The 16874-nt window shown below is 58.7% G+C and carries 12 protein-coding genes; 8 read left to right on the top strand and 4 right to left on the bottom strand.

The genetic code is table 11. The annotated features are described in order from the left end of the window. Positions 1 to 35: 35 nt before the first annotated feature. Complete coding sequence (locus QRN50_RS08610) at positions 36 to 5174, bottom strand: RecQ family ATP-dependent DNA helicase (RefSeq protein ID WP_096126501.1); 5139 nt, start codon at positions 5172 to 5174, stop codon at positions 36 to 38. 749 nt (positions 5175 to 5923) lie between these two features. Continuing rightward, the gene (locus tag QRN50_RS08605; RefSeq protein WP_192873858.1) at positions 5924 to 6868 is read right to left on the bottom strand and encodes a GlxA family transcriptional regulator; all 945 of its coding nucleotides are present in this window, start codon (positions 6866 to 6868) and stop codon (positions 5924 to 5926) included. Between the two features lie 193 nt (positions 6869 to 7061). On the opposite strand from QRN50_RS08605, the gene QRN50_RS08600 reads away from it, so the two are divergent. The 8 genes from QRN50_RS08600 to QRN50_RS08565 all read left to right on the top strand — a co-directional run bounded on the left by QRN50_RS08600 (position 7062) and on the right by QRN50_RS08565 (position 15078). Then, positions 7062 to 8006: a choline ABC transporter substrate-binding protein gene (locus tag QRN50_RS08600; protein ID WP_096126502.1), complete on the top strand. Its 945-nt coding sequence runs from the start codon at positions 7062 to 7064 to the stop codon at positions 8004 to 8006. Positions 8007 to 8079: 73 nt separating this feature from the next. After that, complete coding sequence (gene cdhC, locus QRN50_RS08595) at positions 8080 to 8967, top strand: 3-dehydrocarnitine:acetyl-CoA trimethylamine transferase CdhC (RefSeq protein WP_096103667.1); 888 nt, start codon at positions 8080 to 8082, stop codon at positions 8965 to 8967. A gap of 43 nt (positions 8968 to 9010) precedes the next feature. Next, a complete protein-coding gene (locus tag QRN50_RS08590) occupies positions 9011 to 9976 on the top strand; it encodes an L-carnitine dehydrogenase (protein WP_096126503.1) in 966 nt (321 codons plus the stop codon). Positions 9977 to 10084: 108 nt separating this feature from the next. Beyond that, positions 10085 to 10561 (top strand): thioesterase family protein, encoded by a 477-nt coding sequence (locus QRN50_RS08585; protein ID WP_096126504.1) that lies wholly within the window; start codon positions 10085 to 10087, stop codon positions 10559 to 10561. A 241-nt stretch (positions 10562 to 10802) separates the two neighbouring features. Then, the gene (locus tag QRN50_RS08580) at positions 10803 to 11522 is read left to right on the top strand and encodes a GntR family transcriptional regulator (RefSeq protein ID WP_011268086.1); all 720 of its coding nucleotides are present in this window, start codon (positions 10803 to 10805) and stop codon (positions 11520 to 11522) included. Continuing rightward, the gene (locus tag QRN50_RS08575) at positions 11519 to 12532 is read left to right on the top strand and encodes an ADP-ribosylglycohydrolase family protein (protein WP_096126505.1); all 1014 of its coding nucleotides are present in this window, start codon (positions 11519 to 11521) and stop codon (positions 12530 to 12532) included. Before QRN50_RS08580 ends, QRN50_RS08575 begins: the two co-directional genes overlap by 4 nt. A 160-nt stretch (positions 12533 to 12692) precedes the next feature. Next, positions 12693 to 14162, top strand: a complete 1470-nt coding sequence (locus QRN50_RS08570; protein ID WP_096126506.1) for a purine-cytosine permease family protein — start codon at positions 12693 to 12695, stop codon at positions 14160 to 14162. After that, positions 14152 to 15078, top strand: coding sequence for a PfkB family carbohydrate kinase (locus QRN50_RS08565; protein WP_096126507.1), 927 nt, complete (start codon positions 14152 to 14154; stop codon positions 15076 to 15078). Before QRN50_RS08570 ends, QRN50_RS08565 begins: the two co-directional genes overlap by 11 nt. Positions 15079 to 15187: 109 nt before the next feature. Here the strand turns inward: QRN50_RS08565 and QRN50_RS08560 are convergent, their stop codons facing one another. Continuing rightward, positions 15188 to 16483 carry a type II toxin-antitoxin system HipA family toxin gene (locus tag QRN50_RS08560; RefSeq protein ID WP_096126508.1) on the bottom strand — a complete coding sequence of 432 codons (1296 nt, stop codon included), beginning with the start codon at positions 16481 to 16483 and terminating at the stop codon, positions 15188 to 15190. Beyond that, entirely contained in the window at positions 16476 to 16793 is a 318-nt protein-coding gene (locus QRN50_RS08555) for a helix-turn-helix domain-containing protein (RefSeq protein WP_003400813.1), read from the bottom strand. Before QRN50_RS08555 ends, QRN50_RS08560 begins: the two co-directional genes overlap by 8 nt. Positions 16794 to 16874 lie beyond the last annotated feature (81 nt).

The following is a 16874-nucleotide window of genomic DNA, read 5'->3' as shown; positions in this document are numbered from 1 at the left end:
GCTAAACTACTGCTCGAGGTAGATTAGCGTCAAAGTTATGTATCGCTCATTACGACCCGGCCAGCGATTCTCGGCACGACTAGCTCCCACTCTTGCGAACGATGATAAGCTCGAAACGACTCTTCACACCGGTCAGAACGCCGAACCAAAACAGCCGCCACTTCACACTCCTCAATATCAAGATCTAGGCTGAATGATTTTGCTGTGCGGCCAATAACATAACCGTTGGCGTCCTGAATCAGATATCTATCTTCATGAGCTTTAAACGAAAGCATGTCGCCAGGTTCAAGCGCTGCCAATACCTTGTGTATTGATGCCGTAGGGTTCTGACGCCCAGCATAATCAAGATCAATGTCCTTCAAAGAGAGTTGTAGGTAACGCGTCTCCAGCTCCGCAAGGTATTCTCCTCGGAAGGTTCGCGCCATGACCTCTTCCGTAAGTTGGCTGCAGAAAGGATTGCCTTCTGGGTATTCACACAAGGTTAAAGTCTGCTCGGCGCGAGTCATGCCCACGTAGTAGAGTCGACGCTCATCGCTAAGCGTTTCAGGCTGCGTGGACCAGCCGCCGTCAAGCACGACTACGTGGCGGAACTCCAGGCCTTTGGCGGAGTGGACAGTGCCCAGATAGAGACCCTTTCTAGGTTGCTGACGCAGCTCCCGGAAATAGTCATAGAGCCAATCGAGCAGGATCTCAGCACTTAGCGGACATTGTCCGAACTCGGCTGTTAGCTGATCAAAGGCGACGAGTAACATGTCGTACCATTCTGGCCCGAGCTGCCTCTTACCTAGATATGTCCATGTCTCGGAGGCACTCAGCGGTTCGGTAATCTCTCTTAGTATTTCAACAGCCTGCACGAAGCCACGTTGAGCGGTGAGAGGTAAGACACCTTCCTTGTCGGCTGCCAAACAATATGGAACGCCGTGAGCTTCACACCACGCCTGAAGGGGCAGCAGGTTTTGATGGGTGCGGGCTAGCACGGCACACCCATGCCAATCCTCGCTGTCCAAACTGAGCAGGCGCTGCAACTCTGTCATCGCTGCCTGGGCTTGCAGATTAGCCCGTGCGTGGCCCTGAGCGTCTATTTTGAGGCGAAGCACGCGCCCCTCCCGCTCAATGTCGAGGGTTTCCCAGTCACCGCCTTTCGGCATTGCGCGACGAACAGTATCAATCTGAATCGGATGGTCCTTTTTCAGGCGATCTGGGTTACGACCAATAACCCGGTTAGCCGCATCAATGATGCGACCGCTGGAACGGTAGTTGTCGACCAGATAGTTCTTTGTAGCCGAATACTCATCGCGAAAGCGCTCTATATAGCGGTTATTCGTATCCCGCCAGGCGTAGATGTTCTGATCATCGTCACCGACTGCCAAAATGCACAAGCGCCCTTCTTCTTCAGACTTACGCCCGGCCAACGCACTTACGAGCCGATACTGTAGGTCATCAATGTCCTGGTACTCATCAACGAGGATGTAGCGGTAGCCTCGCATCAATTGCTCGCGCAGATCGTCCTCCCCTTCTACCTGACGCTTGCCTTCAAGCAACTCAACAGCCTCTCCCATCACCTGGGCTAATCGCCCTTCTTCAAGCGTTTCACCTCGCTCGAAGCGAGTGCCCGTCAGGCGCATGGCCATGCGATGATACGTCATCACGTTGACCCCAAAGGCATCAGCGCCAACCAACTTGATCAGGCGCTGCTTGATCTCATTTGCTGCATGCCGGTTGAACGTCAAAGCCACGATACAGCGCGCCGGAACGCGACGAACTCGCAACAGGTAAGCGATTCGATGCACGATCACACGCGTTTTGCCGGAGCCGGGCCCAGCCAGAATCAGGCGATTCACATCATCATCATCGGACACGATGATCCGCTGAGCAGCACTAAGCTTCTCGACAATGCTACGCCAAGATTCCTCACTCGTGGCTAGCTTAAGTACCTCCTCGCGATCTACGAAGTAGCGGCGAATGAACTCCTGTTTGGCTAGTGTGAAATAGTGCTGAACGAGATCCAGGGCATAGCCCATCGAGCCAAGCCCAACCTCGGCATACTCGCGCATGACGTGAACCTGAATACGTTTTTCTCGGTAGTGCTCATCAAGACGCTGATAATCATCTTTCAGGAATCCGGTGCGCTTTCCCCCCTCGACTTCAATCGTCATAGCCCGACGCATGACTGTCATGCCGTGGTTCAGCGTAATCACTTCTTGCTTATGCAGGTACAGCAGTACGTGCTCAACGGCCTTGCGGCGCTGCGACTCTGGGATTCTAGTGCGCAGCTCAAGATCCAGATCAATCAGGCCCATAAGTTCGCCGAACGTAGTATCCACTAACAGGTCTTTGTTGCGTGAACCCGGCGGTAATTTGCCAATCAAAAACGTGAGGACGACAGCGGCCAAAGCACGTCGACGCTCTCCCAGCCCTTGAATAGCTCTCCAGTTGTGTCCGCCGCGGATGCGCAACTTGAGGAAATCCTGAGTGATCTGGCGCAGTTCGAAACTGCTGCGCTGCTGGCTATTGCTGTCGTGATCTTGGGCCAGGCTGCGCAGCAGTCGCAACACGTGAAGCGGTATCAGGTCCTTGTTACCAGAAGCTGTTTTGAGCGTCGAGGTCAACAGTGGCACGTTCAGGTCCTGCCATTCCCCACTCTCGGCCTCAGGCGCCAGTTCCTGCAGCAGGTCGAACAAGGCAGACTCGAGCTGTAAGGTAGCTTGCAGGCGTTGAGTGGAAGGGAACACGACCCCATGTCGGACGTATAAGGTCAGCTTAGAGTCGTTAACCAAAAGCCCCAAGTCCTCCATCTGACGCAGTGTCGCAGTGACTTCTTCGGACGTGAGGCTAGTCAGAGCCATCAAGGCGTCGGTGTTGATTCGCTCGTCGACATTAGCTTCGTACAGATAACTCAAGATAGCCCTGAATTCTTCGAGCCGCCTGGCCGATAACTTAACGGTGGCCAGACGCTTATCGGCCTCCTCCTTAGTCAACTTCAGGCTTGCCGGAAAGATTTGGGTCTGGTTCTCCTCCCGTTTTAAAAACTGCCCTCGCTCAAGCCAGGACACTGCCGTGGCTACCTTGGTTTCAGCATCACGTTCTCCGGCTTCAAAGCTAGTATCAACATGCTCATCCATCAGCACCTCACCGGCAGTGATGACGAGCCTGCTGCCCTTGCGTCGGTCGCTCTCCTTGCGCAACTTGCGCAGGATTTGCTGGATATCACGCAGGGTCAGTTTCGAACCTTCGCACATCCCGAACTGGTTTTCGATGTCCTGAGCGTCATACAGAAGTACGCACCGAGCCTGCCCTTGATCGCGACCGGCGCGACCGGCTTCTTGTAAGTAGTTCTCGAGCGACCCCGGAATATCAGCATGTATCACCAAGCGAATATCGGGTTTGTCGACGCCCATGCCAAAAGCGTTGGTGGCCACGATAATCTTCAGTTCCCCGCCCTTGAAGGCGTCCTGAATATCTTTTTTTTCATGTGGCTCCAGCCCAGCGTGGAAGTACTTGCAAGCCCATCCGTGGCCGATCAAAAAGTCTGCAAGCTCTTCAGCGCCTTTTCGGCTTGAAACGAATATCACCGCGCCACCCTCGCTGGTGCCTAGCTCTTCCTCAATTAACGTCTGAGCATGGTGGCGCTTTTCTGAGCGAGAACACGGCAGGACCTCGAAGTGCAGATTGGTACGCTCGTGGGTACCGATAAACTGCTTGAAGGTTATGCCCAACTGCTCTTTGAAATGCTGTTCGATGTCCTCAAGCACATCAGGTTTGGCCGTAGCCGTAAAGCAGCCAATCGCCGCGAGCGGACCGTCCCCAGAGAACTGCTTGATGAAGCGCGATACATAGAGGTAATCCGGGCGAAAATCTGCGCCCCATTTGGACAAACAATGCGCCTCATCGAAGATCCAGGCGCCGACCTGGCGCTGGGAGATCGCGCGGCGAAAAGCCATATTGCGAAACTGCTCGGGGGATACCAGCAAAATGCCCACATCGCCTAATTGGATCTTCTCCAGCACCTCTGCCCGCTCGGGCATGGTCAACAGACCATTCAAAGTTGCAGCGCATTGGACGTTACGAGCCAGTAGGCCGTCGACCTGATCTTTCATCAGCGACTGCAGCGGCGATATGATGATCGTCAAGCTGCCGTTGCGGTGAAAGCGGTTCAGCGCCGGTAACTGGTAGCACAAGGATTTTCCGCCCCCTGTCGCAAGAATCGCGAGCACGTGCTTGCCCTGCATGCCTGCCAGCACCACGTCATGCTGTAAGGAGCGTCCGTCTGGTTCGGTCCGAAAGTCCTGAATAGGAGCGAAGTAGCGCCTGAGCTCGTGGCGAGGATCATGAGTGGTGCTGCAATAGTCGCATTGGCTCTCCCCGCAGGGAATATCACGCAGTTCAGCAATCAATTTACCTGTTGCAGGAAATTGATGGCGTACCCAAGGTGCCAGAACCGAGTTGCCGCCTGACACGCGCAGCCAGGCCAGCGCATAAGCAAGTGGCCAACGCTGGCTGTCGTCCATGAGGTCGCGTTGCAACAACTGGTTCAGTCGTTTACTGCAAACCTTGGAAGTGCGCGTCAACGTTGGGTCAGTTTCCCTAAGTAGCTCTGGGATCAGGTGACGAATTTCTTTGAGGGATCTAGGCGCCTGACCAGTTATCGAGGTAAAGAACGCCCCCAGGTCGCTATCTGGCATTGGAGCGAGCAGCGCTTGGTAGCAGAGCAGTTCTGATTGCAGATTAATACTCAGATCTTTGAATGCTCGCCGCTGATCATTGAACAGTGTCAAGGTTGAGCGGCAATCGGACAGTGGTGAGTTGAGGCTGTCACGAACGAGTTTGTAATCTTTGACCAGCCGGTGATACGGGTTTTGTGGAAAGGCCAAAGGCGATAGGCGTAGGGTGTCTATCACCGGCAGCTGGTGTAATGCCAGATGCGCAGCTTGCTCTAGAAGTATGGGTAAATCATGGTCGATAACGTTATGGCCAAGTACAAAGCTAGCGCCCTGCCCTAAGCGATCAAGGGCCTCAAGCACTGCAGGCAAGTCCTTGTTGACCTTATGCTCAAGCTCCTCGTCCTTATCAGGACGCATCGCACCAACCATAAATATGCGGTCAGTTTGATTGGGTTTGCCGGGGACGACTTCCAGGTCAAAAATCAGGCTTTTAGGTTGATCCGGTAAAACCATTTGAACAGCATCCTTGTAATAAACCTCTCGCATACTGGCATTTTAACTTCAAATGGCACAGTGCGGATAGGTACGCGAGATTGCGGTGAAGTTCCAACATGGGCAGGTGGTGTCGAGGATTGGGATTTATGAAGCAAGCGAACCCGTCTCAGAAGCGCTTACCGAGAAGCTAGAGAGCAGAAATTTTCTCCCAGTCCCCTGTGTCGATGGCCAGTCATTGGGTAATCATTACGATATCCGGGTGTTCGATGTTCAACATATCAAAGTGCTCTAGTTCGATGCGGTGTTCCTCATCGGGCTGGACGAGCTCGTCGAAGCAAAGCAGACGCTGTTCGAGCGGGTCCTACATATGTGCTTCACCCGTGTGACGACTTATTTCGGCATTGTCTTTCATCAGAAGCTCCCACACAACCTGGAAGATCTCAGACCGTATCTTGAATCGCCATTCATGATCGTTCATATATGCCGTCTGACTGGGGGAAAAATTGAAGGCATATAAAGATTTTTTCAAACTGAAACCACCGGCCCAGAGCCCAGTAAAAATGTTTTTGGGGAAATCCGGATAGCCTCTAAACGAATTATCTCCCCATCGCCTACACCTCTACAGACCGCCCGCTAAACGCGCAAACATAATCACTCAAATCGGCGCTCCTGTTTCTACTGCTACCAACACCAGCCGGAGATTACAGCTATAACCAACACCAAAACCCGCCTACGCAAAGCCCAATCCCGCCCCCTGAAAACAACACTCAAATCCCCTCCCGCCGCCGATCCTCCCTCGGGCATTTCGTAAACCGTGCTCGATAGCTGCGAGTGAAATACGACGGCGATTCGAACCCGCAGGCGATGCTCACTTCCAGCACACTCAGACCGCTTTGCCGCAGCAGTTGCCGGGCTTTCTCCAGGCGCAGGCCCAGATAGAAGTTGCTCGGCGTATCGTTCAGGTGCAGGCGAAACAAGCGTTCCAGCTGGCGCCGGGTGACGTTGATCGCTTCGGCAAGGGCCAGCGTGCTGAGCGGGCGTTCGGTTTGCTGTTCCATCTCTCCGATCACGTGCACCAACTTCTTGTTGGCGATGCCATAGCGCGTAGCGATCTGCATGCGCTGATGGTCCTTGCGTGTGCGGATGCGGCCCAGTACGAATTGTTCGGATACCTGAATCGCCAACTCGGGGCCGTGGGCCTGGGCGATCAGGTCGAGCATCAGGTCGATGGACGCGGTGCCCCCTGCGCAGGTAATGCGGCGGCGGTCGATCTCGAACAGTTCCTGGGTGACGGTGAGCTGTGGGTAGGACTCCTTGAACGCGTCGATGGCTTCCCAGTGCAAAGTCAGGCGATAGCCGTCGAGCAAGCCGGTTTCAGCGAGCACGCAGGCGCCTGTGTCGATAGCGCCCAGGGTCACGCCGTCATGATCAAGGCGCCGCAGCCATTGCTGCAGGGCCGGGGTCGCGAACTGCAGCGGTTCAAAGCCAGCCACTACCAGCAGGGTCGCGCCTTTTTTCAGCGACTCAAGCGCCGCGTCGGCGTTGACCGACATGCCGTTGCTCGCCTGTACCGCGCCGCCATCGGCGCTCAGGACGTGCCAGCGGTACAGCTCGCCACCAAAGCGGTTGGCCACCCGCAAGGGCTCCAGCGCGGAGATAAAGCCGATGGCCGAGAAGCCCGGCATCAGCAAAAAATAGAAATCCTGGGCCATGGTGGCGCTCTCGTCGGACCTGCAGCGTGGCACGTTGATACTCCCGTTCATGAGCGCATTCAAGAGGCAGGTCGCCGCAGTGCAAAAGTGGGTCGCTGCAGTGCGCTTCGGCGCCCTCCAGGCAGGGTAATTTGCTTCCACGGTGCACAAAGACGCCGACACCCCACAATAACGATCTGCCGAGGGCCCCACCATGAACCGACTGATTGGCTGCAGCGTGCTTGCACTTGGCGCCAGCGCTCTGTTGAGCAGCAATGTAATGGCAGTTGATGCCGCTTCATGCCAGAACGTGCGCATGGGTGGGGTGAACTGGACCGACGTGATCGCAACCAGCGCCATGACCCAAGTGTTGCTCGACGGCCTCGGTTACAAGACCAAACAGACCAGCGCGTCCCAGCAGATCATTTTCGCCGGCATCCGCGACCAGCGCCTGGATCTCTTTCTGGGCTACTGGAACCCGCTGATGACCCAGACCATCGCGCCGTTTGTCGAGGCCCGGAAAGTCAAAGTGCTCGACAAACCGAGCCTGGAAGACGCTCGCGCCACCCTCGCCGTGCCGACTTACCTGGCGGACAAGGGCCTAAAGTCCTTTGCCGATATCGCCAAGTTCGAGAAGGAACTGGGCGGCAAAATCTACGGCATCGAGCCTGGTTCAGGCGCCAATACCCAGATCAAGGCGATGATCGCCAAAAACCAGTTCGGTCTGGGCAAATTCCAGCTGGTGGAGTCCAGCGAAGCCGGCATGCTCGCCGCCGTGGACCGCGCCGTCCGCCGCAAGGAAGCCGTGGTGTTTTTCGGCTGGACGCCGCACCCGATGAACGTCAACGTGGCGATGACTTACCTCAATGGCAGCGACGACGCCCTGGGCCCGAACGAGGGCATGGCCACTGTGTGGACGGTCACTTCGCCGACTTATGCCGAACAGTGCCCCAACGTGCACAAATTGCTGACTAACCTGACGTTCACCGCCGCCGACGAGAGCCGGATGATGCAGCCGCTACTGGATCACAAGGATGCTCTTGAGTCCGCCAGACAATGGCTCAAAGACCATCCGCAAGACCAGGCGCGCTGGCTGGAAGGCGTCACCACCTTCGACGGCAAACCGGCTGCGGCAAACCTTCAATCGAGCAGCCAATAACCCGATTTTGAACGGCCGTTTCGCGAGCATCCGTGGTCGCGAACGGCGTCCTCACGCCTGTAAGGAGCCCCCCATGAACCACGACGTCATCATCACCTGCGCACTCACCGGTGCTGGCGACACGACCGCCCGAAGCCCTCACGTACCGGTCACGCCCAAGCAAATCGCGGCCGCCGCGGTTGAGGCGGCCAAGGCCGGTGCCACCGTGGTGCACTGTCATGTGCGCGACCCGCACACCGGAAAATTCAGCCGCGACGTGGCGCTGTACCGCGAAGTGATGGAGCGTATTCGGGAGGCCGACATCGACATCATCGTCAACCTCACCGCTGGCATGGGTGGCGATCTGGAGATTGGCGACGGTGAGCACCCGATGGAGTTTGGTCCCAATACCGATCTGGTCGGCCCGCTGACACGTCTGGCCCATGTCGAGGAACTGCTGCCGGAAATCTGCACCCTCGACTGCGGCACCCTGAACTTTGGCGACGGCGACGCTATTTATGTGTCAACCCCATCGCAACTGCGTGCCGGCGCCAAACGTATCCAGGCGCTGGGCGTAAAGGCCGAGCTGGAAATTTTCGACACCGGCCACCTGTGGTTCGCCAAACAGATGCTCAAGGAAGGACTGCTCGATAACCCGCTGTTCCAGCTGTGCCTGGGTATTCCATGGGGCGCACCAGCCGACACCACCACCATGAAAGCCATGGTCGATAACCTGCCAGCCGACGCGGTGTGGGCTGGCTTTGGCATCGGCCGCATGCAGATGCCGATGGCCGCGCAAGCGGTGTTGCTGGGAGGCAACGTCCGGGTCGGTCTGGAGGACAACCTGTGGCTGGACAAGGGCGTACTCGCCACCAACGGCCAACTGGTGGAGCGCGCCAGTGAAATTCTCAGCCGTCTGGGCGCGCGAGTCATGAGCCCGGCAGAAGGCCGCACCAAGATGGGCCTTACCAAGCGCGGCTAATGCCTCCGAGACATAAATCACCGCACTCTTCAGGAACGTCGCCATGAGCTTTATCACTGAAATCAAAACTTTCGCCGCTCTCGGCAGCGGCGTCATCGGCAGTGGCTGGGTATCCCGCGCCCTCGCCCATGGCCTGGATGTGGTTGCCTGGGACCCCGCGCCCGGCGCCGAAGCAGCGCTGCGTAACCGTGTCGCCAAGTGCTGGGGGGCGCTGGAACAACAGGGCCTAGTACCCGGTGCATCCCAGAACCGCCTGCGTTTTGTGGCCACTGTCGAAGAATGTGTGAGAGACGCCGACTTCATTCAGGAAAGCGCCCCGGAACGCCTGGAACTGAAACTGGATCTGCACAGCAGGATCAGCGCGGCGGCCAGGCCGAATGTGTTAATTGGCTCGAGTACGTCGGGCCTGTTGCCAAGTGACTTCTACGAAAGCTCCGCGCACCCGGAACGCTGCGTGGTCGGTCACCCGTTCAATCCGGTGTACCTACTGCCGTTGGTCGAAGTGGTGGGCGGCAAAAATACTGCTCCGGCGGCCATACAGGCGGCAATCAAGGTCTATGAATCCCTCGGTATGCGCCCGCTGCACGTGCGCAAGGAAGTCCCCGGTTTTATCGCTGACCGCTTGCTCGAAGCGCTATGGCGCGAGGCGCTGCACCTGGTCAATGACGGCGTGGCGACCACCGGCGAAATCGATGATGCGATTCGCTTCGGCGCAGGGCTGCGCTGGTCGTTCATGGGCACCTTTCTCACCTACACGTTGGCGGGTGGCGAAGCGGGCATGCGCCACTTCATGACTCAGTTCGGCCCGGCGTTGCAGTTGCCGTGGACCTACCTGCCGGCACCGGAACTGACCGACAAACTGATCGACGATGTGGTCGACGGCACCACTGACCAGTTGGGTAAACACAGTATCTCTGCGTTGGAGCGCTACCGTGACGATTGCTTGCTCGCGGTGCTGGAGGCGGTAAAGACTACCAAGGCCAGGCATGGCATGAGCTTCACGCAATGAACCTCCGCAAGCTGGCTTGCCTTTGATGAGTGGCGGTGATTCTTCCATCGTCCTGCAAAGCACGCCAGCGCCCTCATTTTGATCAGTAATGACCCGGAATCCCCCGACATGCCTGCACTGACCACCTACACCACCCGAGTCCAACCCGACTGGGTCGACTACAACGGCCACCTTCGTGACGCGTTCTACCTGCTGATCTTCAGCTACGCCACTGACGGGCTGATGGACGCGCTGGGGCTGGGTAGCGACAACCGCGAAGCCAGCGGCCACTCGCTGTTCACCCTGGAACTGCACCTCAATTACCTGCACGAAGTGAAACTCGGCGCCGAGGTCGAGGTGCATACCCAACTGATCGCCTACGACGCCAAGCGCCTGCATCTCTATCACAGCCTACATTTGGCAGGCGATGACATGGAGCTGGCCGGCAATGAGCAGATGTTGTTGCACGTAGACCTTTCCGGCCCGCATGCAACGCTGTTTACCGAGGCAACAAAGGAAAGACTTGACGCTATAAGCGCTGGGCAGTCCGAGCTGCCGAGGCCCAAATTCCTTGGCCGGGTGATCGGGTTGCAGGCTGGAAAATAATCGAAAAAGCCCTCCTATTGCCAAAGCCTTGACCCACATCGGACTGCCCTGGCTGGCACTGGAGGGTGGGTGAGCGCAAGGCTCGCTTCAAAAACCTTGCAGGCGTGACCTGCAAGGTGACTTGTCGAACTGCGAGCATGATGTGCGCAGACGATGAGACCAATCCCTTAAGCACGGTACGTCGCATGACAATGTGCCACGCAAAAACAGCTTGCATTCCAACCCAACATGCCCCTATAAAATGTACATGACTAGACAGGTTCGATTCGACAAGAAAACCCAAGTGATCAATGAGCTGATCCGCCGTATCGAAAGCGGCCAGATGAGCTCCGGTGCTCTGCTTCCCGGGGAAAATCTCCTGGCCCAGGAATTCAACGTCAGCCGCGGCACGCTGCGCGAGGCGTTGTCCGAGCTCAAGCGGCGTAACTTCATTGCCACGCAGACCGGCGTGGGCTCGATCGTCACCTACGACGGCTTCAGCCTGGACCAGCGTGCCGGCTGGGCCCAGGCCCTGGCCGATACGGGTGCTGGCGTGCGTACGGAAATCCTGCGCCTGGTGGCGGTGCAACGCCCCGACATGGAAGTGCGCCTGGGCACTTCCAGTCTGGTGGCTCTGGACCGCCGACGTATCGCCGCCGACGGCAGTATCGTTTCCCTGGAGCGCGCCTTGATTCCGGCGGTCGATGGCTTGGAAAACCTGCCGCAAAACGGCCTGCTGGAACAGTCACTGACGGTGACCATGGCCGCGCACGGCTTCATTGGCGACAAGGGTGACCAGTGGATCGGCGCAGGCCCCTTGAACCGTGATGACGCCGCGCTGCTGGCACGCGAGCCCGGCACGGTGTTTCTCAAGGCCGTGCGCACGACCTTTGACCGCCGTGAACGTTTTATGGAGCACGTAGAGAGCCTGTTGGACCCTGTGCATTTTCGCCTTCATCTCGCCTTCGGATCGTCCACATGAGCGCGACATTTCTGCAAGACCGAGGCCTGGGCGCCTTTTATGGCCTGGCCCTGGGCGACGCCTTGGGCATGCCGACGCAGTCGCTGCCGCGCGCGTTGATCCTGCAACGCTATGGCCGTATCACTACGCTGATCGGCGCCGATGCCGACCAGCCGATCGCACCCAACATGCCGGCCGGCGCCATCACCGATGACACCGAGCAGGCCATCCTGGTGGCACAGTTGCTGGTGGCCGGCGGCGGCAGCATTGACCCGACAGCATTGGCCCACAGCCTGATCGAGTGGGAAGCCGCGATGAAAGCCAAGGGCTCCTACGACCTGCTGGGGCCTTCGACCAAGCGCGCGATTGAAATGATCCTTGACGGCCACAGCCCTGAAGAGGCTGGCCGCTTCGGCACCACCAATGGCGCGGCAATGCGTATCACCCCGGTAGGCATCGCGGCCGACGTGAGCAACCGCGAGGCCTTCATGGCGCTGGTGGTGCAAGCCTGTCAGGTCACCCATAACACCACGCTGGGCATCTCCAGCGCGGCGGCGGTCGCGGCCGTGGTGTCCGCCGGGATCAATGGCGCGCCCCTGGCCGAAGCGCTGGAGACAGGCGCCGAGGTAGCCCTGAGTGCCGAACGCCATGGCCATTGGGTTGCGGGTGGGCGTATCGCCGCGCGCATTCAATGGGCCAAGGCACTGTGCGCTGACTGCACAGACGAACAGCTGGCCGACCGGGTGCACGATGTGATTGGTACCTCGGTCGCCTCACAGGAATCAGTGGTCGCTGCGTTCACCCTCGCCCACCGTGTGGCGAGCAGCCAGCTCAGTCCGTTCGACGCCGTGTGCATGGCGGCCAGCCTGGGCGGCGACACCGACACGATTGCCGCCATTCTCGGCGCCATGCTGGGCGCCTGCAACGGCATGCACGCCTGGCCGGCGGCGTTGATTGAGCAAATTGATGCGGTCAACACGCTCGATCTAGCGCCTTTGGTCGAACAACTGCTGGCCCTGCGCACCGGTTGATGGACCGGGCTGTGCTCGCCCACTGTGAACGAGATCACCCTCGCCCTCAGCCTTCCGGGCGGCGATCAGGCTGACCCGATTTCGGAAAAGCCAATTTGCACTGGATTGCACCTGCTGACGTACTGCCACAACCACAATAAAGGCAATAGGAGCAACGCAAATGACTACATCGTCCCCCTCTCAAGGTGCGGGTCAGCTGGAAACCCGCGGTATCGAGCCGGTTCCTGAAAACGAGTGCAACGGCCACCCGCTGCAGTTGTTCTGGGTCTGGTTCGCCGCCAATATCAGCATCCTCGGCTTGCCGCTCGGTGCCACCCTGGTAGCGTTCCAGGGGCTGGCTATCTGGCAGGCAATTATCGTCGCCATCCTCGGTGCCGCCGGCTCGTTCGCCGTGGTGGGCGTGATCTCCATTGCCGGGCGCCGCGGGCGGGCCCCGAGCCTGACGCTGTCCCGGGCCATCTTCGGGGTACGAGGCAATATCGGGCCTACGCTGGTTTCGCTGATGTCGCGTCTGGGCTGGGAAACGGTCAACACCACCACTGCCGCGTTCGTCCTGCTGTCACTGTTCGCAATCCTTTTCGGCACCCCCGTGGAGGCGAAAAACTCGCCTGGCCTGACCCTTGTGTTCATCGCCTTGTTCGTACTGCTGACCCTGACCGTCTCGGGCCTGGGCCATGCCACCTTGCTGGTCATCCAGAAATGGGCGACTTACCTGTTTGGCGCGCTGAACCTGGTGGTCGGTGGCTTTCTACTCACCCACATCGATTGGAGCCTGGTCTTCGACGCGCCAGCAGCGCCACTGAGTGCCATGATTATTGGCGTTGGCACCATGGCCGCAGGCACCGGTATCGGTTGGGCCAATGCGGGCGCCGACATGTCCCGCTATCAGCACGCCAGCGTCAAGGCCACTCGCCTGGTGGCATCGGCGGCGTTTGGCGCAGGGATCCCCTTGGTCTTGCTGATCACTCTTGGCGGCCTGTTGTCGGTGGGCAACGATCATCTGGCGTCAGCCACCGACCCGATCATCGCCATTCGCGAAATGTTGCCCACCTGGATGGCCGTGCCCTACCTGATCACTGCGTTCGGCGGCCTGCTGTTGTCCAACAACCTGTCGGTCTACTCGGCCGGCCTGACCACCCTGACCCTCGGCCTGAAGGTCAAGCGAGTACACGCAGTCATCGTCGATATCATCGCGATCTTTGCCGGTTCGATCTATTTCATGTTGATCGCCGACAGCTTCTACGGCCCCTTCATTACGTTCATCTCGATGTTGGCAGTGCCCATTACCGCGTGGGTCGGCATCTTTGTCGTCGACCTGCTGCACCGCCACATCTACTCCCCAAAAGACCTGCTGGACCAGACCCCACGCAGCGCTTACTGGTATCGCGGCGGCGTCGAATGGCGCGCGCTGGGCTCGTGGGCATTAGCAATCGTGCTTGGCTTCAGCTTCACCACCGTGGCCACCACCCCGGAGCATGTGCTGTTCAAAGGCTTCCTCGCCGATTCCTGGCTGGGTCATAACGGCCTGGGCTGGATCGTGACCTTCATTGTCGCCGGTGGCCTGTATGCGCTGCTCGGCGGGGCGCGTGATCGCCGTGTCGTTACCGAAGAGGCTGCCCATGCCCGCTAAATTGTTCTACACCGGCCAGGTCGTGGTTGACCTGGTCATGGCCATCGACCGCCTGCCGCCGTCGGGCGGAGATGTGCTGGCCAGCAGCGCCACGTTCGAGGCCGGAGGCGGCTTCAATGTCATGGCCGCTGCCTGCCGCAATGGCTTGCGCACCGTTTACCTGGGTCGCCATGGCCAGGGCCGCTTCGGCGACATTGCTCGCCAGGCTATGCGCGACGAAGGCGTGGAAATTTCTACGATGCCCGTTTCCGGTGAGGACACCGGCCTGGCCGTTGCCCTGGTGGAAGCCTCGGCCGAGCGCTCGTTCATCTCCTATGTGGGCGCTGAAGGTGGCTTATCTGCCGAGGATCTGCATGGCGTGCAGGTCAGCGCCGAAGATTACGTATTTGTCAGCGGCTACAGCCTGGCCCACAAAAACAAGGTCACAGCCCTGCTCGCCTGGCTGGGCGGAATGCCCAGCGGCACTGCCGTGGTATTCGACCCAGGCCCACTGGTTGATGCGCTTCATGGCGTCGAGATGCGCGCCGTACTTCCCCTGATCAGCTTATGGTCCAGCAACCGCGAAGAAGCCCTGCGCTTCACGCAAACCCGGACGCCCGACGACGCGATCCACCGCCTGGCGTCCATTCTGCGCGAAGATGCGCTCATAGTGATGCGTGACGGCCCCGCAGGCTGCTGGATCCACCATGCTGGACAGACGCGGCTCATACCCGGCTTTGCCGTCACGGCACTCGACACCAATGGAGCCGGCGACGCTCATGCCGGTGTGCTGCTGGCCGAGTTGGCCAGGGGCAGCGATGTCGACCGCGCAGCGCTGCGCGCCAATGCGGCAGCAGCAATCGCGGTCACCCGCCGGGGGCCGGCAACGGCGCCTGGCCGTGAGGAGGTAGATGCGCTGGTGGGCGCCGATTTTTAGGCTGGCTTGAGCCGCGCTACACCGTGATGAAGGTAATGACAGGGCAACTTTGCGGATGCTCAAAGTCTTGCGCACGGCCCTGAGCGCTCGAAGCATACGGCAGCATCGTTTATGAGAATCGCCCGTGACCGCCGTCGGCCTGACTGTGGTGTAACCGGGCTACGTTCTGATCAATGCGGCTTTGGATCATGCGCAGGGTGTCTAGAGTAATAACCTGCGGGCACAGGTTCTCGGCGATGGCTGTAAACCGGCTCGCTACATCACACATGCCGTCAATCACTCCGGTTGCAGCGTCCGGGGACATCTCGGCTTCCTCGGCAAGCCGAAGCATTTGCGCACGGGAAATCTCCAGCGCCTCTCCCATCACGTCCATCTGATGGTATCCGCTTGGCCCCTCGCAGAAGGTTACGTCGTAAGCCGGCGACAGTCGCCACTGACCGTCCTGCGACATGATGTAGGCGAAATTCTTGGGATGATCGTCTCGGTTGTTGAACGCAACGTTAAAAACGGCACGTTCGAACGCGCGTGCCATCTCTCGTACATCGTTGGTACACATCTGTGTTGCCCGCAAAAAGTTGACGTAGTCCAACACACCCGGAGACTGGTAATTTGCCCCCGTAAAGGCGGCCAGGCTTTGCATGGGTATACGTAGACCACCGCGGCGGTCAAATCGCTTACTGGCAAACGCTGCCAGGCCATCAGGCAGATTTAAGTACTGGGTGTCAGGGGTCTCGATACCGCACATGCGCAGGCACTCGGCGTAGACCATTTCGATGGCGCACACTTCTGCATGTTCTTCTTTGGCCGGAAACTTGATCAACCATGCTTCAAAGCCCGGCGTAGCCGCAGTGGTAAACCCGCCAGTTTCAGGATCGCGATAGACGAGAGCCTTGGGCCTTGCACCTTGAGGCGAGCCACCCACCAGCAGCAATGCCTGCAGGAACTCACCACCGTTTCCATGCAGTACTTGCTTCACGTCGGCGGCGAGCTGTTCCAGCGGGATGTGGACGTCAGATTCCTGCCCTTCGGGCGCCACGGGCTCAAACGACATGGCGCCCATTGCACTGCTACCGATATAGGCCAGCCGCTCCAGAGGGCCGATGCGCGCGGTGGTGCGCCCGCGACGCCTGAAAAGACGGTCCATCAACAACATGCCCCATCCATCCGGCAACGAGTCGTAAACAGGCCCTGGCAAGTACAGCTGATGGTCCGGGAAGTCTCGACGCAACCTGTCCCCCTCCAGGGGCAGCGTATAGGAGGACAGTTCCAGGCCCCTTTGTCTGGCTTCATTGCTGTATTCGAACACGATCAGCGGGCGACCGGTCAAGGCGGTCGTCGAGACCAGCGTGCCCCACTGCCATCGCTCACCCCAGCCCTCGTAGAAGACGTTAACCTGCTCAAGCATCGCCGGACTTCCTCTTTGTACGGAGACGATTGGCGCTGTTTTCGTAGCGCCGAATGTCTTCGATGCTGTCCAGCTTTGGCAGAAACAGGCCTTCGAGTTCCTTCGTCCGGCCAAGAGCCATAGCCACCCGAACGACGTTCTCGAATCCGACATTGCGTCCGGCTTCGAGGTTGGAGACCGTGTTTGTGCCGATGCCGGCACGCCCGGCGAGGTCGGCTTGTGTCATATTCAGCGCCAGTCGCTCTGTGCGCAGGCGCTCGCAAAGGCGCTTGACGATCTCACTAGGCTTGCTGAAGCTTAAATCCAACATAATGTGTATAAAGCTCGATTCAGCCATTTAATTCACAAAATTATAGAATTAACCCCCTGCATCAGCAAGCAGCTTGACGTC

Source organism: Pseudomonas sp. MEJ108 (assembly GCF_030208985.1).
In the GTDB taxonomy this organism is placed as follows: domain Bacteria; phylum Pseudomonadota; class Gammaproteobacteria; order Pseudomonadales; family Pseudomonadaceae; genus Aquipseudomonas; species Aquipseudomonas fragariae.
This window is presented reverse-complemented; position numbering and strand designations above follow the sequence as displayed.